General features: G+C 67.3%; 24 protein-coding genes. 15 read left to right on the top strand and 9 right to left on the bottom strand.

The genetic code is table 11. The features are described 5' to 3' along the window. Window positions 1-30 precede the first annotated feature (30 nt). Window positions 31-531, bottom strand: coding sequence for a hotdog fold domain-containing protein (locus ACWDTD_RS07890; protein ID WP_449746543.1), 501 nt, complete (start codon window positions 529-531; stop codon window positions 31-33). A 10-nt stretch (window positions 532-541) separates the two neighbouring features. Further along, window positions 542-739, bottom strand: coding sequence for a hypothetical protein (locus ACWDTD_RS07885; protein WP_449746542.1), 198 nt, complete (start codon window positions 737-739; stop codon window positions 542-544). Window positions 740-857: 118 nt separating this feature from the next. On the opposite strand from ACWDTD_RS07885, the gene ACWDTD_RS07880 reads away from it, so the two are divergent. Then, window positions 858-2,264, top strand: coding sequence for an anion permease (locus tag ACWDTD_RS07880; protein WP_449746757.1), 1,407 nt, complete (start codon window positions 858-860; stop codon window positions 2,262-2,264). A gap of 392 nt (window positions 2,265-2,656) precedes the next feature. On the opposite strand, the gene ACWDTD_RS07875 is transcribed toward ACWDTD_RS07880, so the two are convergent. Genes ACWDTD_RS07875 through ACWDTD_RS07865 form a run of 3 tightly spaced genes read right to left on the bottom strand, consistent with a single transcriptional unit; the run spans window position 2,657 to window position 6,206 of the window. Continuing rightward, entirely contained in the window at window positions 2,657-3,406 is a 750-nt protein-coding gene (locus tag ACWDTD_RS07875; RefSeq protein ID WP_449746541.1) for a succinate dehydrogenase/fumarate reductase iron-sulfur subunit, read from the bottom strand. Window positions 3,407-3,430: 24 nt separating this feature from the next. Next, entirely contained in the window at window positions 3,431-5,404 is a 1,974-nt protein-coding gene (locus tag ACWDTD_RS07870) for a fumarate reductase/succinate dehydrogenase flavoprotein subunit (protein WP_449746540.1), read from the bottom strand. Between the two features lies 1 nt (window position 5,405). Next, a complete protein-coding gene (locus ACWDTD_RS07865; RefSeq protein ID WP_449746539.1) occupies window positions 5,406-6,206 on the bottom strand; it encodes a succinate dehydrogenase cytochrome b subunit in 801 nt (266 codons plus the stop codon). 595 nt (window positions 6,207-6,801) lie between these two features. Here ACWDTD_RS07865 and rpsJ point away from each other — a divergent pair. From rpsJ to ACWDTD_RS07795, 14 genes are all read left to right on the top strand, one after another. Beyond that, on the top strand, window positions 6,802-7,107 hold the full coding sequence (rpsJ, locus tag ACWDTD_RS07860; RefSeq protein ID WP_003938093.1) for a 30S ribosomal protein S10: 306 nt from the start codon (window positions 6,802-6,804) through the stop codon (window positions 7,105-7,107). 16 nt (window positions 7,108-7,123) lie between these two features. Next, window positions 7,124-7,783, top strand: a complete 660-nt coding sequence (rplC, locus tag ACWDTD_RS07855; protein ID WP_449746538.1) for a 50S ribosomal protein L3 — start codon at window positions 7,124-7,126, stop codon at window positions 7,781-7,783. After that, entirely contained in the window at window positions 7,780-8,439 is a 660-nt protein-coding gene (gene rplD / locus ACWDTD_RS07850; RefSeq protein WP_449746537.1) for a 50S ribosomal protein L4, read from the top strand. Before rplC ends, rplD begins: the two co-directional genes overlap by 4 nt. A 2-nt stretch (window positions 8,440-8,441) precedes the next feature. After that, window positions 8,442-8,747: a 50S ribosomal protein L23 gene (rplW, locus tag ACWDTD_RS07845; protein ID WP_449746536.1), complete on the top strand. Its 306-nt coding sequence runs from the start codon at window positions 8,442-8,444 to the stop codon at window positions 8,745-8,747. A 34-nt stretch (window positions 8,748-8,781) separates the two neighbouring features. Then, a complete protein-coding gene (gene rplB, locus ACWDTD_RS07840; RefSeq protein ID WP_449746535.1) occupies window positions 8,782-9,618 on the top strand; it encodes a 50S ribosomal protein L2 in 837 nt (278 codons plus the stop codon). A gap of 20 nt (window positions 9,619-9,638) precedes the next feature. Continuing rightward, window positions 9,639-9,920, top strand: a complete 282-nt coding sequence (rpsS, locus tag ACWDTD_RS07835) for a 30S ribosomal protein S19 (protein ID WP_005193585.1) — start codon at window positions 9,639-9,641, stop codon at window positions 9,918-9,920. A gap of 2 nt (window positions 9,921-9,922) precedes the next feature. Continuing rightward, the gene (rplV, locus tag ACWDTD_RS07830) at window positions 9,923-10,333 is read left to right on the top strand and encodes a 50S ribosomal protein L22 (protein WP_449746534.1); all 411 of its coding nucleotides are present in this window, start codon (window positions 9,923-9,925) and stop codon (window positions 10,331-10,333) included. A gap of 2 nt (window positions 10,334-10,335) precedes the next feature. Next, the gene (rpsC, locus tag ACWDTD_RS07825; protein ID WP_449746533.1) at window positions 10,336-11,142 is read left to right on the top strand and encodes a 30S ribosomal protein S3; all 807 of its coding nucleotides are present in this window, start codon (window positions 10,336-10,338) and stop codon (window positions 11,140-11,142) included. A gap of 3 nt (window positions 11,143-11,145) precedes the next feature. After that, window positions 11,146-11,562 carry a 50S ribosomal protein L16 gene (gene rplP / locus ACWDTD_RS07820; RefSeq protein ID WP_012835438.1) on the top strand — a complete coding sequence of 139 codons (417 nt, stop codon included), beginning with the start codon at window positions 11,146-11,148 and terminating at the stop codon, window positions 11,560-11,562. Beyond that, window positions 11,562-11,795 carry a 50S ribosomal protein L29 gene (gene rpmC / locus ACWDTD_RS07815; protein ID WP_449746532.1) on the top strand — a complete coding sequence of 78 codons (234 nt, stop codon included), beginning with the start codon at window positions 11,562-11,564 and terminating at the stop codon, window positions 11,793-11,795. The genes rplP and rpmC overlap by 1 nt, the downstream gene beginning before the upstream one ends. Continuing rightward, entirely contained in the window at window positions 11,792-12,082 is a 291-nt protein-coding gene (gene rpsQ, locus ACWDTD_RS07810; RefSeq protein WP_449746531.1) for a 30S ribosomal protein S17, read from the top strand. The genes rpmC and rpsQ overlap by 4 nt, the downstream gene beginning before the upstream one ends. Window positions 12,083-12,264: 182 nt before the next feature. Further along, a complete protein-coding gene (locus ACWDTD_RS07805; RefSeq protein ID WP_449746530.1) occupies window positions 12,265-13,413 on the top strand; it encodes an ABC transporter permease in 1,149 nt (382 codons plus the stop codon). A gap of 58 nt (window positions 13,414-13,471) precedes the next feature. Beyond that, window positions 13,472-14,695, top strand: a complete 1,224-nt coding sequence (locus tag ACWDTD_RS07800) for a sensor histidine kinase (protein ID WP_449746529.1) — start codon at window positions 13,472-13,474, stop codon at window positions 14,693-14,695. Further along, window positions 14,680-15,810 (top strand): hypothetical protein, encoded by a 1,131-nt coding sequence (locus ACWDTD_RS07795; RefSeq protein WP_449746528.1) that lies wholly within the window; start codon window positions 14,680-14,682, stop codon window positions 15,808-15,810. Before ACWDTD_RS07800 ends, ACWDTD_RS07795 begins: the two co-directional genes overlap by 16 nt. A gap of 156 nt (window positions 15,811-15,966) precedes the next feature. On the opposite strand, the gene ACWDTD_RS07790 is transcribed toward ACWDTD_RS07795, so the two are convergent. Genes ACWDTD_RS07790 through ACWDTD_RS07775 form a run of 4 tightly spaced genes read right to left on the bottom strand, consistent with a single transcriptional unit; the run spans window position 15,967 to window position 19,218 of the window. Beyond that, window positions 15,967-16,323, bottom strand: coding sequence for a GNAT family N-acetyltransferase (locus ACWDTD_RS07790; protein ID WP_449746527.1), 357 nt, complete (start codon window positions 16,321-16,323; stop codon window positions 15,967-15,969). Between the two features lie 59 nt (window positions 16,324-16,382). Then, window positions 16,383-17,198, bottom strand: a complete 816-nt coding sequence (locus ACWDTD_RS07785; protein WP_449746526.1) for an ABC transporter permease — start codon at window positions 17,196-17,198, stop codon at window positions 16,383-16,385. Continuing rightward, window positions 17,195-18,019: an ABC transporter permease gene (locus tag ACWDTD_RS07780; RefSeq protein ID WP_449746525.1), complete on the bottom strand. Its 825-nt coding sequence runs from the start codon at window positions 18,017-18,019 to the stop codon at window positions 17,195-17,197. The genes ACWDTD_RS07785 and ACWDTD_RS07780 overlap by 4 nt, the downstream gene beginning before the upstream one ends. After that, on the bottom strand, window positions 18,016-19,218 hold the full coding sequence (locus ACWDTD_RS07775) for an ATP-binding cassette domain-containing protein (RefSeq protein WP_449746756.1): 1,203 nt from the start codon (window positions 19,216-19,218) through the stop codon (window positions 18,016-18,018). The genes ACWDTD_RS07780 and ACWDTD_RS07775 overlap by 4 nt, the downstream gene beginning before the upstream one ends. Window positions 19,219-19,378: the final 160 nt, after the last annotated feature.

The following is a 19,378-nucleotide window of genomic DNA, read 5'->3' as shown; positions in this document are numbered from 1 at the left end:
GGTGTGGCAGGGCGAGTCGGCCGGTCTGTCTCACCGCGGCGTGACCCATGTCGTGATCTCGCAGTGCACCACCTCGGTACCCGCCTTGTCGGTGATGCGGATGGAGACCACCACGTCCCGACCCTCGGTAGTGGCGCCGAAGTCGATCGGTTCGGCGAGAGCGGCCTCGGCGGTGAGGCTCGTGGTGGCCTTGGCGAGGTACTCGGCGGTCATGCCCTTCGGAATCCAGCGGTGGGTTGCGGGGGTGGTGGCCTCCATCAGCATGCCCATCGCCACCTCGGCGAGATTGCACGCGGCGATTGCGTGGAAGGTGCCGAGGTGGTTGTAGACGCCGAACCATTTGGGTGCGGTGACGCGGCAATACCCGGGCCGCATCTCGCGGACCATCGGCACGACCGTGCCGAAGTAGGGGACGCGGGCGACCATCCCGATGGAGAACACGAGCGCTCCGAGCCGGTTGTCGGGGAGTCGGCGCCGAAGCGCGTAGGTCGGGCTGACGGTCGTGCTGACGGGGGCCGGGCTCGAGTCCATGGCGGCGATGCTACGCAGCGCCCGGGCGGGGGTGAGGTCCGTCCCCGTTGAGCGTGCCCGGATCGGCGTTGAGCGTGCCCGGATCGGCGTTGAGCGTGCCCGGATCGGCGTCGAGCGTGCCCGGATCCCCGTCGAGCGTGCCCGGATCGGCGTCGAGCGTGCCCGGATCCGCGTCGAGCGTGCCCGGTTTCGGGAACCGACAGGTCACGGATGGGTGAATTGATCTTGGTAGCCGGTCGGGGACGCGTGGTTGGGGTGACGATCAAGATATGACGCACGCTCCCGAGCACGATGCGGCGACAGGTGGCGATACGCACGGCCCGCGGATGAACCCGCTGTGGTGGCGGGCGGGCATCCCGCTGATCGTCGGACTGATAATCTTCTTCATCCCGGCCCCCGACGGGGTCGACGCCAACGGCATGCGCATGCTCGGCATCTTCGTCGCCACCATCCTGGGGCTGATCCTGCAGCCGCTGCCCACCGGGTCGGTAGCCCTGGTCGGGCTGGCGCTCGCCATGATCACCAAGACGATGACGCCGAGTGAGGCGCTGGCGGGGTTTTCGAACACCACGATCTGGCTGATCGTGGCGTCGTTCTTCATCGCCGAGGGATTCATCGTCACCGGACTCGGCAAACGGGTGGCCCTGATCCTGGTGCGGTCCATCGGGAAGTCGAGTCTTGGGCTGGCCTACGGCATGGCGATCACCGATCTGGTCCTCGCGCCCGCCACGCCGTCGAACACCGCCCGGGCCGGCGGAGTGGTGTACCCGATCATCAGATCGCTGGCGGTGCTCGAGGATTCGACGCCCGACTCCGATGCGTCGCGTCGTCGGCTGGGTTCGTATCTGCTACTGACCGCGTTGCAGGTGAATGTCGTGACGTCGGCGATGTTCATCACCGCGATGGCGGGTAACCCGATCGCGGTGGACGCCGCCGCCGAGAAGGGAATCGACATCACGTGGGGCAAGTGGGCGCTGGCGGCGCTCGTGCCGGGTCTGGTGAGTCTGGTGGTGGTGCCCTGGGTGATGCAGAAGCTGTATCCGCCGACGCTGAAGAAGACCCCGGAGGCGCCGGACATGGCCCGGCAGCAGTTGCGCGAGGCGGGCACGATGTCGGTGCACGAGTGGATCATGGCTGCCACCTTCGTGTTGCTGCTGGTGCTGTGGTGCCTGGGCAAGCAAATCAATGTCGACGCCACCACCACCGCATTCGTCGGCATCGCGATCCTGCTGGTCACCGGCGTGCTCACCTGGAAGAACCTCGTCACCGACACCGGCGCATGGCAGACTCTGATCTTCTTCGGCGTGCTCGTGGCGATGGCCGACGAGTTGCGCAAACTGAAGGTGATCGACTGGGTGGGCGACCGGGTTGCCTCCGGGGTGAGCGGCCTACCCTGGCTGGCGGCGTTCGCGGTGCTCACGCTGGTGTACTTCTACGTGCACTACCTGTTCGCCTCGAACACCGCACAGATCGTCGCAATGTACGCGGTGTTCCTCGGCGCGGCCGTCAGCGCGGGCGCGCCTGCCCTGTTCTCCGCGCTGGTGTTCGGCTTCATCGGCAGCCTGTTCGGCGGGCTAGCACACTATTCGTCGGGTCCGGCGGGCGTCATGTACGGGTCCGGCTACATCAAGACCAGCGAATGGTTCCGGGTCGGTTTCCTGATGTCGGTGGTGATCATCCTCATCTGGACGGTGGTCGGAGGCGCGTGGATGAAGCTCATCGGCATTTGGTGACCCTCGACCCGGGTCTCCCGCTGGTTGAGCTTGTCTTTCGCTGGTTGAGCTTGTCGAAACCACCACCCGCGGGCACGCTCGACCGGGTCCTTCCGCTGGTTGAGCTTGTCTTTCGCTGGTTGAGCTTGTCGAAACCACCGCCCGCGGGCACGCTCGTCGGGTCCTTCCGCTGGTTGAGCTTGTCTTTCGCTGGTTGAGCTTGTCGAAACCACCACCCGCGGGCACGCTCGACCCGAATCTGGGCACGCTCGACCCGGGTCTCCCGCTGGTTGAGCTTGTCTTTCGCTGGTTGAGCTTGTCGAAACCACCACCCGCGGGCACGCTCGACCCGAATCTGGGCACGCTCGACCGGGATCTGGGCACGCTCGACTGGGATCTGGGCACGCTCGACGTCAGTCGGGTTTGCGACGGAACCCGAAGCGCAGAGCCTCGCGGTTCACCCCGGCAATCGCGTCGAGTGGTATGCCTGCCGGGCAGACCGTGGCGCACTCGCCGAAGGTGGAACACGGGCCGAAGTCCTGCTCCATCTGACCGGTGATCGCCCGCGCCCGCCGACCTCGCTCCTGCCGACCCTGGGTGAGTGCGGCCAGGTGGAGCAGTTTGGCCCCGGCGAACAGGTGCGCGGAGCCGTTCGGGCAGGCGGCCACGCAGGCCCCGCACCCGATGCACGCGGCATAGTCGAGCGCCTTCTCGCTCTCGTCGTGGGGGAGGGGCTGTGTGTCGGCGTCGGGCGCCTGACCCGCCGCGACGGCAACGTGGCCACCCGCCTCGATCACCCGGTCCAACGCCGACCGGTCGACCACCAGATCGCGAACCACGGGAAAACTCTTGGCCCGCAACGGTTCCAGTTTGAGGTGGGTGGCGCCGTCGAAGTGACGCAGATGCTGTCGACACGACGGGGTGTTCGCGGTCGGCCCGTGTGGCCGGCCGTTGACCATCATCCCGCACGAGCCGCACACCCCCTCGCGGCAGTCAGAGTCGAAGGCGATCGGTTCACGGCCCGCGTCGACGAGGTGATCGTTGAGGCGATCGAGCACGTCGAGCAGCGACATTTCCGGTGTCGCATCATCGATCTCGTAGGTCTCGAACTGGCCGGCGTCGTCGACCCCGGTTTGCCGCCAGGCCTCGATGGTGAGTTTCATATCCGGTTCCCCATTTACTCAGCCTCACTTGTAGTTTCGCGTCTGCAGCGGCACGGCCCGGAAATCCAGCGGTTCGCGGTGGCGAATCTGCTTGTCGTCGGGAGTGGTCTCCCACGCCGACACGAAACACCACTGGGCGTCGTCGCGCATCGCCTCGCCCTGCTCGGTCTGATGATCGACGCGGAAGTGCGCGCCGCACGATTCGTCGCGGTCGAGCGCGTCGATGCACATCAACTCGGCGAGTTCGAGGAAATCCGCCACCCGCCCGGCGCGTTCGAGCTCTTGGTTGAACGCGGCCCCGCTCCCGACCACGCGGACGTCGTTCCAGAACTCCTCGCTCAGTTCGCGGACCTCGGCGATCGCCGCGGTGAGCGATTCGACGCTGCGCGACACCCCGCATCCGCGGTAGAGGACCTCGCCGAGACGACGATGGAACCGGTCGGGACCTGTTGTTCCGTCGACCGCGATCAGCCGCGACACCCGATCGCGCACACCGCTCGCCGCCTGCCGCACCGCGTCGTGGTCGAGCGGCAGCAGGTCCTCGCCGAGCAGCGGGGCGAGATAGTTGGGCACCGAGTACGGCAGTGTGAACCACCCGTCGACGCACGCCGACAGTAGCGAATTGGCACCCAGCCGGTTGGCGCCGTGATAGCCCCAGCCCACCTCGCCGCCGACGAAAAGCCCTGGGATCGAGGTCATCTGGTCGAAATCCGACCACAATCCGCCCATCGTGAAATGCGCGGCCGGCGCGATGCGCATCGGCACCTCGTAGGGGTCCTCACCGGTGGCGTCGTGATACATCGAGAACAGGTTGCCGTAGCGTTCGGCGATCGTGGCCTTGCCGAGTCGCGCCAGCGCGTCGGAGAAGTCGAGATACACGCTGTTGTGCAGCGGCCCCACTCCGTGCCCGCTCTCGATCTGTTCCCGCGCGGCGCGTGAGGCCACGTCGCGCGGGGTGAGATTGCCGTACGCGGGATACTTGCGTTCCAGGTAGTAGTCGCGTTCGGCCTCGGGTATGTCGCCGGGCGCGCGGTCGTCGTGCTCCTTGCGCGGCACCCAGATACGCCCGTCGTTGCGCAGCGATTCACTCATCAGCGTCGTCTTCGACTGCCATTCCGCGCTCACCGGCAGTGCGGTGGGATGGAACTGGATGAACGACGGCGAGGCCAGTAGTGCGCCGCGCCGATGCGCCCGCCACGACGCGGTGGCGTTGCAGTTGCGCGCCAGCGTCGACTGGAAGTACACGGTGCCGTACCCACCGGTGGCCAGCACCACGGCGTGCGCGGTCTGCGCGGTGATCTCCCCGGTCACCAGATCGCGGACGATCACCCCCTGTGCGCGGCCGTCGGCCACGATCAGGTCGAGCATCTCCTGGCGAGTGTGCAGCGTGACCGTGCCCGCCGCGACCTGCCGCAACAGCGCCTGCGACGCCGCGACCTGCAACTGCTGGCCGGTCTGGCCGCGGGTGTAGTAGGTGCGCGACACCTGGACGCCGCCGAAGCTGCGGGTGGCCAGCGACCCGCCGTACTCCCGGGCGAACGGTGCGCCGATCGCATTGAGATGGTCGATGACGCGGACGGATTCCTCGGCCAGGCGGAAGGCGTCGGCCTCGCGGGCACGAAAATCGCCGCCCTTGACCGTGTCGACCACGAAGCGATGCAACGAATCGTTGTCGACCTTACGCGCCCGCGCCGCGTTGATACCGCCCTGCGCGGCGACGCTGTGCGCACGTCGCGGGGCGTCGTGGAAGGTGAACGAGTGCACGTTGTAGCCGAGTTCGCCCAGTGCGGCGGCGCAGCCGGAACCGGCCAGCCCGGTGCCGACCACGATCACCGTGAACTTGCGCCGGTTGAGCGGACCGACGAGCTTGTAGGAGTCCCGGCGGCGCTGCCACGCGGTGGCCGGGTCACCGTCGGGCACACCGGACGCCATGTCGCCGCCGAGGCTGCGCAGGTCGTCGATGGCGACGGAGTCGGAGTGCGGTGCGGTGTGTGTCATGTCAGCCCACCACCCCGGTCAGCACGGCCAGCGGGATGGTGATGTTGCCGATCATCACGGCGGCCGCGACCAGCGCCCCGACACCCGCCCAGATCTGCCGCAGCCGCTTTCCGGTGCCACCGAGATCGTTGACGACGCTCCACAGGCCGTGGACGAGATGGATGCCGAGAAGCACCATCACCAGGATGTAGAAGGCGGCCATCGGCCAGCGGTGGAAACTGTCGATCACGTTGTTGTAGGCATACGACCGGTCGCGGGTGGCCGCCTCGTAGCCGTCCGACGCGATGGGGCGGGTACCGGTGGTCAGATCCAGGATGTGGATGACGATGAACACCAGCAGCACCAGGCCGGTATAGGGCATCAGGGTTGCCGGCAGGCGCTTCCAGCTCATGCCTTTGCGTCGGAAGCGTCCCTTGGCCTTGTGTGAGCGGCCGATCAGGATGAACGACGACACCACGTGCAGTACCAGGCAGGCCAGCAGCACGACGCGGAAGATCCACAGCGCGCCCTCGTAGGGGAGGAGCGGTTCGAGCAAGGTGCGCAGCCAGTGGGCATAGTCGTCGAAGTGGGTGGCGCCGGTGTAGATCTTGAGATTGCCGATCATGTGTACCAGCACGAACAGGGCGAACACGGTGCCGGTGAGCGCCATCGTCACCTTGAGGGTCACGTTGGACGGCCGCGGACGCGCGGCGGTGGGCATCGGCGTGGCGACCCGTGGGGTGGGAATCGGAACCGGGTGGTCGGCGTCGTCGACCACCATGCCGTCCGGTCCGCGGTCGGTGGGCGGGATGAGCGTGCTCATGCAAGGCCTTCCGGAGTCGGCTCGGGGCTGGCGAACCGGGTGTCGGGGTCCCGTGTTCCACGCTAGGGCTTTGATCTCCGGTGTGCCCGGGGATAAGGCACAAATGACACGAAGCAGTTATCTGCGTCGCGCGGAGTTCACGCGTCGTCGACCTCGGCTGTGCCGGCAGTAGGGGCACGCTCGACGTGGATGTGGGCACGCTCGACGTGGATGTGGGCACGCTCGACGCGGATGTGGGCACGCTCGACGTGGATTTGAATTGCTCCCCCGACCTGGTGCATACTTGTCGGGTTGCCTTGACCGGCGGACGTGGGAATTCTCGCGGCCCCGACAAGGTGAATGACTCCCAGGCCTCCGAAACGGGGACTGGGCGTGTAACTCATGCCCCGGATCAGGGGTAATGGCACGACACGCCCGACCGCGGGTGCCGGAGCACAACGGCTCACCACCAGTGGTGAGCCAACGTACAACGACAGATGAACAGCGTCGATCCCGCCCATCTCACGAGCGGATCAATGTGCCACCGGTAATTGGCGCCGGCCAAGGTCACGCGGTGTTTGTCTGTCGAGAACAACTGACGGAAGAGGACACAAGCGTGGCGGGACAAAAGATCCGCATCAGGCTCAAGGCCTATGACCACGAGGCGATCGATGCTTCGGCGCGCAAGATCGTGGAGACCGTGACCCGTACGGGTGCACGCGTCGTCGGCCCGGTGCCGTTGCCCACCGAAAAGAACGTGTACTGCGTCATCCGCTCGCCGCATAAGTACAAGGACAGCCGCGAGCACTTCGAGATGCGCACTCACAAGCGACTCATCGACATCCTCGACCCGACGCCGAAGACGGTCGACGCGCTGATGCGCATCGACCTTCCGGCCAGCGTCGACGTCAACATCCAGTAGGCGGGGGACGAGAATTATGAGCAATCAGAGCGCAAGCAAAGGCATCCTGGGCACCAAGCTCGGCATGACCCAAGTATTCGACGAGAACAACCGTGTCGTTCCGGTCACCGTCATCCAGGCGGGCCCGAACGTCATCACCCAGCTGCGCACCGACGAGCGCGACGGCTACACCGCCGTGCAGCTCGCCTACGGCGCCATCGATCCGCGCAAGGTGACCAAGCCGGTCGCCGGTCAGTTCGCGAAGGCAGGGGTCACCCCGCGTCGCCACCTGGCCGAGATCCGCGTCGCCGACACCGCCGAGTTCGAGATCGGTCAGGAACTGACCGCCGAGATCTTTGACGACGGCGCGCTGGTCGACGTCACCGGCACCTCCAAGGGCAAGGGCTTTGCCGGCGCGATGAAGCGCCACGGCTTCTCCGGCCTGGGTGCCAGCCACGGTGCGCACCGCGTGCACCGCGCCCCCGGTTCGATCGGTGGCTGTGCCACCCCGGGCCGTGTGTTCAAGGGCATGCGGATGGCCGGGCGGATGGGTAACGACACCGTGACCACGCAGAACCTCACCGTCCACAAGGTGGACGCCGAGGCCGGCCTGCTGTTGATCAAGGGCGCCATCCCGGGCCGCAAGGGCGGCATCGTGGTGGTCCGTGACGCCGTGAAGGGTGGTGCGAACAAATGAGCACCGAAACGACAGAAACCAACTTGACGCTGGACGTCAAGACCGCCGACGGCGCGACCAACGGAACCGTTGACCTGCCCGCCGAGATCTTCGACGCACCTGCCAACCTCGCGCTGATGCACCAGGTCGTGGTGGCCCAGCAGGCCGCCGCCCGCCAGGGCACGCACGCCACCAAGACCCGCGGTGACGTCCGCGGCGGTGGCGCCAAGCCGTACCGCCAGAAGGGCACCGGCCGCGCCCGCCAGGGTTCGACCCGCGCCCCGCAGTTCACCGGCGGTGGCACCGTGCACGGCCCGCAGCCGCGCGACTACAGCCAGCGCACCCCGAAGAAGATGAAGGCGGCCGCCCTGCGCGGTGCGCTGAGCGATCGCGCCCGCAACGAGCGCATCCACGTGATCACCGAGCTGGTCTCCGGGCAGGTCCCGTCGACCAAGTCGGCACGTCAGTTCCTGGAGACCCTCAGCGACCGGCGCAAGTTCCTGGTGGTGCTGGGCCGCGAGGACCTGACCGCATGGAAGAGCGTCGCGAACCTCGGCAACGTGTTGCCGATCGCACCCGATCAGCTCAACACCTACGACGTCCTCTACGCGGACGACGTGGTGTTCAGCGTCGAGACGCTCAACGCGTTCATCGCACAAGCCAAGAAGGAGGCGTGAGCATGGCTACGCAGGCAAACCCGCGTGACATCATCCTGGCGCCGGTGATCTCGGAGAAGTCCTACGGACTCATCGAGGACAACGTGTACACCTTCCTGGTGCACCCGGAGTCCAACAAGACGCAGATCAAGATCGCCGTCGAGCAGATCTTCGATGTGACCGTCGCCAGCGTCAACACCGCCAACCGGCAGGGCAAGCGCAAGCGGACTCGCTTCGGCTACGGCCAGCGCCGCTCCACCAAGCGCGCGCTGGTGACGCTGACCGCCGACAGCAAGCCCATCGAGATCTTCGGAGGCTCGGTCAGCTGACCGGGACTCTACGGAACAGAGGGACTTTCAACTCATGGCTATTCGTAAGTACAAGCCGACGACCCCGGGTCGCCGCGGATCGAGTGGCTCGGATTTCGCCGAGATCACCCGCGATCACCCGGAGAAGTCGCTGGTTCGTCCGCTGCATGGTCGCGGCGGTCGTAACGCACACGGTCGTATCACCACCCGGCACAAGGGTGGCGGTCACAAGCGCGCCTACCGTCTGATCGACTTCCGTCGAAACGACAAGGACGGCGTCGACGCCAAGGTCGCACACATCGAGTACGACCCCAACCGCACCGCGCGCATCGCGCTGCTGCACTTCGTCGACGGCGAGAAGCGCTACATCATCGCGCCCAAGGGCCTGTCCCAGGGCGACGTGGTGGAGACCGGCCCAACCGCCGACATCAAGCCGGGCAACAACCTGCCGCTGCGCAACATCCCGACCGGTACCCAGGTGCACGCCGTGGAGCTGCGCCCGGGCGGCGGCGCCAAGATGGCCCGCAGCGCCGGCGCATCGATCCAGTTGCTCGGTAAGGAGGGCACGTACGCCACGCTGCGTATGCCCTCCGGTGAGATCCGTCGCGTCGACGTGCGCTGCCGCGCCACCGTCGGCGAGGTGGGCAACGCCGAGCAGAGCAACATCAACTGGGGCAAGGCCGGCCGCATGCGCTGGAAGGGCAAGCGCCCCACCGTCCGCGGTGTCGTGATGAACCCGGTCGACCACCCGCACGGTGGCGGCGAGGGCAAGACCTCCGGTGGTCGCCACCCGGTCAGCCCGTGGGGTCAGCCTGAGGGCCGCACCCGTAAGAACAAGGCCAGCGACAAGCTGATCGTCCGGCGTCGTCGCACCGGCAAGAACAAGCGATAAGCACAGGAGGGAGTTAGAGAATGCCACGCAGCCTCAAGAAGGGCCCGTTCGTCGACGACCACCTGCTTGCCAAGGTGGACGCGCAGAACGAGAAGGGCACCAAGCAGGTCATCAAGACCTGGTCGCGCCGTTCGACCATCATCCCCGATTTCATCGGACACACCTTCGCCGTCCACGACGGACGCAAGCACGTGCCGGTGTTCATCTCGGACAACATGGTCGGGCACAAGCTGGGCGAGTTCGCCCCCACCCGTACCTTCAAGGGTCACATCAAGGATGACCGGAAAGCGAAGCGCCGGTAATCATGACTACGAAGACTGAAAACCCGACAGCCCAGGCGACCGCGCGCTTCGTGCGTGTGACGCCGATGAAGGCACGTCGCGTGATCGACCTGATCCGCGGCAAGAACGTCGACGAGGCCCTCGACATCCTGCGGTTTGCCCCGCAGTCGGCATCCGAGCCGGTGTACAAGGTCCTCGCCAGCGCCGTCGCCAACGCGGAGAACAACCAGGATCTGGATCGCCGGACCCTGGTGGTGTCCACCGCGTTCGCCGACGAGGGCCCCACGCTCAAGCGGTTCCAGCCGCGTGCGCAGGGTCGTGCGTTCCGTATCCGCAAGCGCACCAGCCACATCACCGTGGTCGTGGAGAGCTTGCCGGAGAAGGCCGGAGCGTCGCGCGGCCGGTCGCGTCAGCCGAAGAAGAAGGGAGCCTGACAGTGGGCCAGAAAATCAACCCGCACGGCTTCCGTCTGGGCATCACCACCGACTGGAACAGCCGGTGGTACGCCGACAAGCAGTATGCGGAGTACGTGAAAGAAGATGTCGCCATCCGCAAGCTCCTGTCCACCGGACTCGAGCGCGCCGGCATCTCCAAGGTGGAGATCGAAAGGACTCGCGACAGAGTTCGAGTTGATATCCACACCGCCCGTCCGGGCATCGTCATCGGCCGCCGCGGCGCCGAGGCCGACCGGATTCGTGGCGACCTGGAGAAGCTGACCGGTAAGCAGGTTCAGCTCAACATCCTCGAGGTCAAGAACCCCGAGTCCGACGCCCAGCTGGTGGCGCAGGGTGTGGCCGAGCAGCTGAGCAACCGTGTGGCGTTCCGTCGCGCGATGCGCAAGGCCATCCAGTCGGCGATGCGACAGCCGAACGTGAAGGGCATCCGGGTCCAGTGCTCGGGTCGCCTCGGCGGCGCAGAGATGAGCCGCAGTGAGTTCTACCGCGAGGGACGCGTGCCGCTGCACACGCTGCGCGCCGACATCGACTACGGACTCTACGAAGCCAAGACGACCTTCGGCCGGATCGGCGTGAAGGTCTGGATTTACAAGGGTGACATCGTCGGTGGCAAGCGTGAGCTGTCCGCAGCCGCGCCGGCCGCCGAGGATCGTCGTCCGCGCCGTCCCAGCCGTCCCCGCCGCAGCGGTGCCTCGGGCACCACGGCCACCAGCACCGACGCAGGTCGGGCAGCTGAGGCTCCGGCAGACGCGACGGTCGGCGCCGGAGCAGAGAAGCAGGAGGGCTGAGGCATGTTGATCCCCCGTCGGGTCAAGCACCGCAAGCAGCATCACCCCAGCCTGAAGGGTCAGGCCAAGGGCGGCACCAAGGTGACGTTCGGTGATTTCGGCATCCAGGCACTGGAGAGCGCGTACATCACCAACCGTCAGATCGAGTCCGCTCGTATCGCGATCAACCGGCACATCAAGCGTGGCGGCAAGGTGTGGATCAACATCTTCCCCGACCGTCCGCTGACCAAGAAGCCCGCCGAGACCCGTATGGGTTCGGGTAAGGGTTCGCCGGAGTGGTGGGTGGCCCCGGTCAAGCCGGGCCGCGTGCTGTTCGAGATGACCTACCCCAATGAGGAGATCGCTCGCGAGGCCCTGCGTCGCGCGCAGCACAAGCTCCCCATCAAGACCCGGATCGTGACCAGAGAGGAGCAGTTCTGATGGCACTCGGAGTGGCAGCAGCCGAGCTGCGCGATCTCACCGACGCTGATCTGGTCGACCGGCTCAAAGAGTCGAAGGAAGAGTTGTTCAACCTTCGGTTCCAGATGGCCACCGGCCAGCTCGACAACAACCGTCGTCTGCGGACCGTGCGTCGCGAGATCGCGCGGATCTACACCGTGATGCGTGAGCGTGAGCTGGGACTGGCGTCGGGACCGGACGGTGATGACGCATGAGTGAGGACCAGAAGGTGACCGAAACCCCCACCGTTGAGCGCAACCGCCGCAAGGAGCGGATCGGTTACGTCGTCAGCGACAAGATGCAGAAGACCATCGTGGTCGAGCTGGAAGATCGTAAGAGCCACCCGCTCTACGGCAAGATCATCCGGACCACGAGCAAGGTCAAGGCACACGACGAGAACGGCGATGCCGGCGTCGGTGACCGCGTGCGGATCATGGAGACCCGCCCGCTGTCGGCGACCAAGCACTGGCGTCTGGTCGAGGTGCTGGAGAAGGCCAAGTAGCCACAAAGGCTCAGGAGCTTTCTGCACAACAGCAGTCACGAGCGGCCCGTCTCATCCGTGGGGCGGGCCGCTCGCGTGTATGGGCAACCTCGTCGTGCAAGTCCGTGCCCGAACGGTGCTGTGTGTGTCGTGCCACGACCGACGAGCCGCAGCCGTTGCCGGGGTGTTGTTGAATAGCGGAGATGAGCGCGGAAGGGGAACTCGATTCGCTGGCCGACTCGGCCGATCAACTGCGTCGGCTGGCGGCGTCGGCGGAGTGGGACGTCGCCGACGCACGTCGCCGACTCGTCGACGCGGCCGGTGAGATGATCGCCGACGCGGTCGCCGACGCGCAGGGGGTGGGTGCCGCCGCGGCCTCCGACTACTGGGCCGAGCGTGCCCGACGACTCACCGCGGATCTCGCCGCGACCCCGGCACCCGCACTCGGACCGATCGCCGATGCCGACGTGGTGGTGGCGACGGCGGTGGCGCGCGCGGCCATTGCGCAGGCCGCGCTCACCGCGGACCGGGCGACCGTATCCGACGAGGAGACGACCGGCGCCGCCGAGAGTCGTCAGCTCATCGGCGGTGTGCGCCGTGCTGCGCGTGCCGTGGGCACCGAGACCCGACACGAACTCGATCACGTGGTGGTCGGACGACCCCACTCCGTGCTGATCCGCCTCATGATCGCGCTCGGGGTGTCGATCGGGGTTGCGGTGGTGTACCGCGTCACCGGTTTCTCCGACAAATATGATTCGTACAGCGCGCTGGCGCTCTTCCTGCTGTCGGTCGGCGTGGGCAGCAGCATTTGCACCGACGCCCTGTGCGTCGACTCCTTCCACGTCCGCGACGAGCTCGGTGGCGGCGACCCGCTGTGGCGGATTCTGATCGGCAAGAACCTGGCCATGCTGATCAGCACTCTGGTCGTCGGGTCGATCGTCATCGGGGTGCTGGCCCTCGTCGACGATGACCTCGGCCTGGCGTCGATGTTCGATCAGTTGGTCACCATGACATTCATCTGGCTCGGGGTGGGAAACGTGCTGTCGGTGGTGTACCCGCTGCGCGCCGAACCGCTGCCGGCGCGCTTCAAAGACGCCTCCTGGAAGGCCTACCTGCAGGGATTCGCCGTCTCGTATGTCGTCGGCCTGGCCGTCAACCTGATGATCTACTGGCGACTGTGGGCCAAGGACACGGCGTCGGACAAGCTACCCGCCGGGCAGTGGGGCGCGCTGGCGGCGGTGCTGACCAGTTCGGTGGGGGTGTGGCTGCTGCTCAGCGTGCTTGCGGTCGTGTGTGCGCAGTACCCGCCGATCCGCCGGGCGCTCTCACGCGAGATCGCCGCGGGGGCCTGACCAGGGTTCGGGTTAGGCTGCCTCCCATGTCCACACATCGGCGAGATGCGCGGTCGCGGTGACCACCGTGCAGCCCGTTGAGACCACCGACGGACACGAGGATTCGGAGGGCACCGATCTCGAGCGTGTGCAGCGCATCGGCGCGCGGTTTCTCGGGGCCGGCTTCGTCGCGTATCTGCTCGTCTCAACCGGGGAGATCCGCGCGCAGTCGGTGCTGACCGACCCCTGGTGGCCGCCACTGAGCGTGCTGGCGGCCATCGGCCCTGCAGTGGTTCTCATCGTCGCCAGCTTCCGGCCGGGGACAAAGTGGCTGAGTCCGTTGTCGATGATGTTGTCGGCGGGGTACCTGGTCGCGACGGCCACCTGGTTCCTCGCGTGGACAGGCGACACCCTGGGTGACACCGGCCGAGGTGCGGTGTGGTTGATCGGCTTTCCCGCCCTGCCCGCGATGGTGCTCATGCTGGTCCACCCGCGGTGGAGTCTGATCCACACGGCGGTCGCGACGGTCGGGATCAACATCGCCCAGCAGTGCGGACGGTTCGGGCACCCCACCCCGGAACTCGGGCTCGAACTGCTGTGGGCCTGCAGCTTCAGCGGTGTGTTCCTGGCCATCGCGTTCACCGCGGTGCGCACCGCTCGGCTGCTCGACCGCACCCGCACCGAGGCGTACGCCGGTGCGGCCGCGACGGCTGCCGTTGCCGCGGCCGAAGCCGAACAATCCCGGTTCGACGCACTGATCCACGATCGGGTGATCGCGACGTTGCTCGCCGTCACCCCCGGTCGGTCCGACGATCGTCTCGCCCTGCAGGCATCCTCGGCGCTGACCGAACTCGATCGGCTCTCCCACGGGTCCGGTCCCGTCGTCGGGGTCGATGACACCGTGCCCACCACCGTTGCGCTGCAACGTATCCGCGTCGCCGTGGCGGATGTCCGGGAGAGTGCGGAGATCGACATCGTCAACGGGGCCCTCGCCGGGGCGACGCTTCCGGCGCAGGTCGTCTCGGCGTTGGTGGAGGCGACGCAGGAGGCGCTGCGAAACGTCGCGCGCCACGCGGGGCCCGACGCCAGTTGCGCGGTGATCTGCCGGACAGGCGACGACGCGATCACCATCGCCATCGTCGATGACGGCGTGGGATTCGACCCGGACGCGGTGCCCGCCGGGCGGCTGGGGATCGCGGCCGGAATCAGCCGGCGGATGAAGCGGATTCACGGTGGATCGGCCACGGTCCGCAGCGAACCGGGTCGCGGAACCACCGTGGGCCTGCGATGGGAGCAGCCGTGAACTCCAGTGGCGGACAGACGGGCGCGGTCATCGACACGTTCGGTATCCGCTCGCGCGCGATGCTGGTGGCGCTCACCTCCTTCGTGACCGCGTGCCTCGCGATCGTTGTCCGAACCGCCTGGGGCACCACGCTGCAGACGTGGTGCGGCCTTCTGCTTGCCGGTGCGATCTACCTGGTCGTCCTGGTGGTGCTGGTGCGCCTGCCCGGCGATCCGATGTCGCGCGGCGCGGCGTGGGGTATCGCGGTGAGCGTACTCGTCGCCGCCGCGATCACGCTGTGGGCGTTGCCGCAGCCGCCCACGACGGTGATGCAGACCGGGCCGGTGACCGGTGCGTCGATCATCGTCCTCGCGTTGGTCGCCGTGCGCGGCCGGGTGTTGATCGCCTGGGTGGCCAACGTGATGCTGACGATTGAGGTCGGGCTGTGGTCATTGGGTGCGGGCCACGGCTTCGGTGATGGTGCGGCACTGACCCTCGCCAACTACGCGGTGATGATCATGGGGTCGTTGTTCGCGCTGATGGTGCGGCCCATGTCTGCGCAGATCTACGCCCTGCGTGCGGCGCAGTCACGGCGGGCCGCCGACGAGGCGTCCGCCGACGCCGCTGCGATGGTCCGACGCAACCAGGTGGAGGTGCTCGACGAGCGCGCCCGACCGCTGCTGCAGGCCATCGCGGCCCGCGAGGAGTTCACTGCGGACGAGGTCGCCCGCGCGCGGCGGGTGGAGGCCGGACTGCGTGACGGTATCCGCGGACGCGGTCTCGACACCTCCGACGTACGGGCGGCGGTGTGGCGGGCCCGCGGTCGTGGCGTCACGGTGCTCCTCCTCGATGACGGCATGCGTGCCGGCGAGCGGGTGCACGCGACACCGGACATTCTCACCGAACTGGAGTCGGTGCTGGTCGACGCGCTCGATTCGGTGGACGACGGTCGGGTCACCGCCCGCATCCTGCCGCCCGGCCGTGACGTCGCGGCCACCATCACCGTCGACACGGGAACGCGGCACCAACGGATCGAGTTCGAGCGATCGGGGCGCCGGACGACCATGGAACTCGGGGGCGAGGACCCCCCGGACACGACTCGGCCCGCCCGACTTCACAGTCGGACGGGCCGGTGATCGGTGCCGTTGCCCCGCCCGGAGAGGTGGCCGGCGGGCAACTCGACCGTCGTGGTGAGCGGTCGTCCACCCCCGCTCACAACTCTTAGATTACGAGCCAGAAAGGCTCCAGAACAGGGACTTTGGGCCTTTCGTGCGGCGTAAGAAAGACCCCTGTTAGGTGGTCACGCTCGACAGCCAGTTGATCACTTCGGGGGTCACCGGAGCGGTCGCGTCGGCGTATTCGGTGTGCTTCTTGAGGAACGCGGCCACCATCGGGCAGACGCCGATGATGGTCTTGCCCTGCGCGCGGGTGTCGTCGAGCGCCTCGGTGACCAGGATGGTGGCCAGTCCGCGGCCGCCGAACTCTTCGGGCACCTCGGTGTGATAGAACACGCGTTCGGATACGCCGTCGTGGTCTCGGTCGCGGTAGGCGGCGAGCCCGGCAACCTGCTCGTCGACACTGATCTCATAGCGTTGTGCGGCGGGGATCTCGGACACGCTGGTCTGCGCCCCGGTCTTGTCGGTGGTCATGCTTCCGACGGTAGCGTGACCACACGGTCATGGCGACGTCCTGGCACTGCGCGCGGAGCTCAGCGGGACGTCGCCGCTCGGCGGTATCCGCGTAGCGCGGGAACGATGCAGACGGCGACTATCGCGACCGACCAGATGGCCACCTTGATGAAGTTGTGCGCCACCGGTCCACCGTCGGCGAGCGAGCGCATGACCTCGATGGTTGGTGTCATCGGTTGATTCTCGACGATCGGCTGCAGCCACCCCGGGTAGGCGTCGACGGGGGAGAACCCGGAATTGAAGAACATCAGCACGCTCGACAGCAGGGAGAGCAGCGGCACAAGCGGTGCACTCGGTGCCGCGCTCACGGCAAGCGCGAGCACGAGCGTGGCGTAGGCGATCCCGAACAGCAGGGTGACGGCGAAGATCCCGGCCACCGCACCCACGCCGCCGGTGATCGTGAAACCGATCGCCGAACCGAGCGCGAGAAGTAGGCCGGTGACCACCACGATGCGGATCACTTCGCTGCCGAGCCGCGAGGTGAGGTCGGCGGCGCGGTGAATCGGCAACACGTAGAGCCGGGTGAGCAGGCCGGTGCCGCGTTCGGAGTTGAGGCGCACCCCGGCGGCCACCGAACCGAACATGGCGCTCACGAGGATGACCAGCGGCACCGTGGAATACGAGCTGTCCTGACCGGTGGCACCGCCGATGGCGTCGCCGAGCACCACCTTGAACATGAGGAGCGTGAGCACCGGGACCAGCACCAACTGCACGATCGTGCCGGTGTCGCCGACCATGACCGACACCTGCCGCCAGGTGAGGGCACCACTCTGCGTGGCCCAGGCGCGCAGCGAGCGTTCGGGGGGCGGGGCCGCCACCGGCATCTGTGTGGTCATCGAGCGGTCTTCCTGGCGGCGAGCGCGCCCAGCGCCACCGCCGCCGCGGCCAGTCCCGCACACCACCAGAAGGTGGGTGTGAGGATCTCCCGGGTGGCCGTACCGTCGCCGAGCGCGCGCATCGCCGTCGCGAACTGCGAGATGGGCTGGTTGCGGACGAACGGCGCAATCCACTCCGGGAACTGATCCTCCGGGACGAATCCGGTGGACATCATGCCGAGGATCAGGATCGGCAGCGACAACGCCTGACTGGTGGCCTCCGGACTGTTCGACAACAGCCCGACGCCGTCGGATACCGCGGCGATGAGAATCCCCACGACGAGGGCCACCGCGAACAGCCCGACGGTGTCGAGCGCGGTGCCCTCCGGACGCCAGCCCATCACCAGGCTGGTGACCGCGGCGCAGACCAAGGAGAGCACCAGCAGCACCGTGTTGGTGCACAGCCGGGCGGTGGCGGGCACCCAGGTGCGCATCGGAAGGGTCCGGAACCGGGTGTTGACACCTCGGGTGGCGTCGTTGGCGGCGCGCATCGCGGCCGACGAGGCGACGAACCCCACCGACTGCAGGGCGATGATGGGCATCAGGAACTGTGCGTAGTCCATGCCGGGGTCGGCATCCATGATGGAACGCAACGGCAGATAGAAGCACACCGCGAGCAGCACCGGGGCGACGAACGCGAAGACGAACTCGCCGTTGCGGACGATGCCGGCCACCCCGCGGCCGGTGAGCACCCAGAGCTGAGTGGTCGCGCGGGCGTGCGGCTCCGCCTCGTCGTCGCGGCCGGCGACGGTGACGATACCGTTCACGGTGGTCTCGGTCATGCGCTCGCGCTTCGCTTTCCCGGGGCGTCACCCGAGATATCCTCGCGCGCAACGGTGTCCGACCCGGTGAGCGTCAGGAACACCTCGTCCAGAGTGGGGCGCCGTAATGTGATGTCGGACAGCCTGATTCCGGCGAGCGTGGTGCGCCGCACGATCTCCACGAGGGTGTCGGCGCCCTCGGGTGCCGGTACGGATGCGGCCACCACATTCAGCTCGCCGACGTCGGTGTCGTCGTCGGCGAGCATCGCCGTACCGGCGCGGGTGGCGGCGAGATCACCCAGACAGGCCAGCAGGGCCTCGAGTTCGTCCGGCACGGCGGGTGTCACCTGGTAATGGGAGGCGCCGGTTGCCGCCTTGAGTTCGGTCGCGGTTCCCGACGCGATCACGCGCCCGTTGTCGATCACCACGATGTGATCGGACAGGGTGTCGGCTTCCTCCAGGTACTGGGTGGTCAACAGGATGGTGACCCCCTGGTCGCGCAGCGCGGCCACCAGGCGCCACACCTCTTGTCTGCTGCGCGGATCGAGCCCGGTGGTCGGTTCGTCGAGAAACACCACGTCCGGGCGGGTGACGAGTCCGCACGCGATGTCGATTCGGCGGCGCATACCGCCGGAATACTTGCCCACCCGGCGGTCGGCGGCGTCGCCGAGGCCGAATTCGGTGAGCAACTCGTCGGCCCGGGCGCGCGCGGCACGCTTGCCCAGGCCCATCAGCCTGCCGAAGAGGATCAGATTCGCCCGGCCGCTCAGCGATTCGTCGAGGGCGGCGAACTGCCCGGTCAGCATGATCGACCGACGCACCCCGGGGGCGTCGGCCACCACGTCGTGGCCGGCCACCGTCGCGGTGCCCCCATCGGGTTTGAGCAGGGTGCACAGCATGTTGACGGTGGTGGTCTTTCCCGCCCCGTTGGGGCCGAGGAGCGCGAGAATGGTCCCCTTCTCGACGGTGAACGAGACGTCGGCGACCGCGGTGTGATCACCGAACTGCTTGCGCAGCCCGTCGGCGACGATGGCGGCCTCGGGTTCGGCGCGGTGTCGGGCTCGGGTGGTGGCGCCGGCAGGGACCGCCGATCGGCGGAACGGGTGTGCCATGCGGCACTCCTCTCGCCTCGGATGGCGTGTCTGGTCAGGAACAACGTGGCTTGCGCACCACGTCGGGCCGGGCCGTCGGTCGGTCCGGATTTCGGGTTCGGTGCGCAGATTACCCGTCGCTGTCCGAGATCATCGCATTTTCGGTCAACGAAATAACAATTCCGCTGGGCGGTTTAGCCCGTTCGACGGACACTGTAACGACTCGGCGTGCCTGAGCGATGAGTTCCCAGGAGAGGATTTCCTGTGTGTATTGCGGGTAATTACTTCT

Source organism: Gordonia sp. NPDC003425, from assembly GCF_053588635.1.
The sequence above is the reverse complement of the archived record's forward strand: the minus strand, read 5'-3'. Positions and strand labels throughout refer to the sequence as shown.

Excerpts from the sequence above, each read along its gene's own strand:
- ACWDTD_RS07890 (WP_449746543.1), bottom strand. The coding sequence starts at position 531 with ATGGACTCGAGCCCGGCCCCCGTCAGCACGACCGTCAGCCCGACCTAC.
- ACWDTD_RS07880 (WP_449746757.1), top strand. The coding sequence starts at position 858 with ATGAACCCGCTGTGGTGGCGGGCGGGCATCCCGCTGATCGTCGGACTG.
- ACWDTD_RS07875 (WP_449746541.1), bottom strand. The coding sequence starts at position 3,406 with ATGAAACTCACCATCGAGGCCTGGCGGCAAACCGGGGTCGACGACGCC.
- ACWDTD_RS07870 (WP_449746540.1), bottom strand. The coding sequence starts at position 5,404 with ATGACACACACCGCACCGCACTCCGACTCCGTCGCCATCGACGACCTG.
- ACWDTD_RS07865 (WP_449746539.1), bottom strand. The coding sequence starts at position 6,206 with ATGAGCACGCTCATCCCGCCCACCGACCGCGGACCGGACGGCATGGTG.
- rplC (WP_449746538.1), top strand. The coding sequence starts at position 7,124 with ATGAGCAATCAGAGCGCAAGCAAAGGCATCCTGGGCACCAAGCTCGGC.
- rplD (WP_449746537.1), top strand. The coding sequence starts at position 7,780 with ATGAGCACCGAAACGACAGAAACCAACTTGACGCTGGACGTCAAGACC.
- rplW (WP_449746536.1), top strand. The coding sequence starts at position 8,442 with ATGGCTACGCAGGCAAACCCGCGTGACATCATCCTGGCGCCGGTGATC.
- rplB (WP_449746535.1), top strand. The coding sequence starts at position 8,782 with ATGGCTATTCGTAAGTACAAGCCGACGACCCCGGGTCGCCGCGGATCG.
- rpsS (WP_005193585.1), top strand. The coding sequence starts at position 9,639 with ATGCCACGCAGCCTCAAGAAGGGCCCGTTCGTCGACGACCACCTGCTT.
- rplV (WP_449746534.1), top strand. The coding sequence starts at position 9,923 with ATGACTACGAAGACTGAAAACCCGACAGCCCAGGCGACCGCGCGCTTC.
- rplP (WP_012835438.1), top strand. The coding sequence starts at position 11,146 with ATGTTGATCCCCCGTCGGGTCAAGCACCGCAAGCAGCATCACCCCAGC.
- rpmC (WP_449746532.1), top strand. The coding sequence starts at position 11,562 with ATGGCACTCGGAGTGGCAGCAGCCGAGCTGCGCGATCTCACCGACGCT.
- rpsQ (WP_449746531.1), top strand. The coding sequence starts at position 11,792 with ATGAGTGAGGACCAGAAGGTGACCGAAACCCCCACCGTTGAGCGCAAC.
- ACWDTD_RS07805 (WP_449746530.1), top strand. The coding sequence starts at position 12,265 with ATGAGCGCGGAAGGGGAACTCGATTCGCTGGCCGACTCGGCCGATCAA.
- ACWDTD_RS07795 (WP_449746528.1), top strand. The coding sequence starts at position 14,680 with ATGGGAGCAGCCGTGAACTCCAGTGGCGGACAGACGGGCGCGGTCATC.
- ACWDTD_RS07790 (WP_449746527.1), bottom strand. The coding sequence starts at position 16,323 with ATGACCACCGACAAGACCGGGGCGCAGACCAGCGTGTCCGAGATCCCC.
- ACWDTD_RS07785 (WP_449746526.1), bottom strand. The coding sequence starts at position 17,198 with ATGACCACACAGATGCCGGTGGCGGCCCCGCCCCCCGAACGCTCGCTG.
- ACWDTD_RS07780 (WP_449746525.1), bottom strand. The coding sequence starts at position 18,019 with ATGACCGAGACCACCGTGAACGGTATCGTCACCGTCGCCGGCCGCGAC.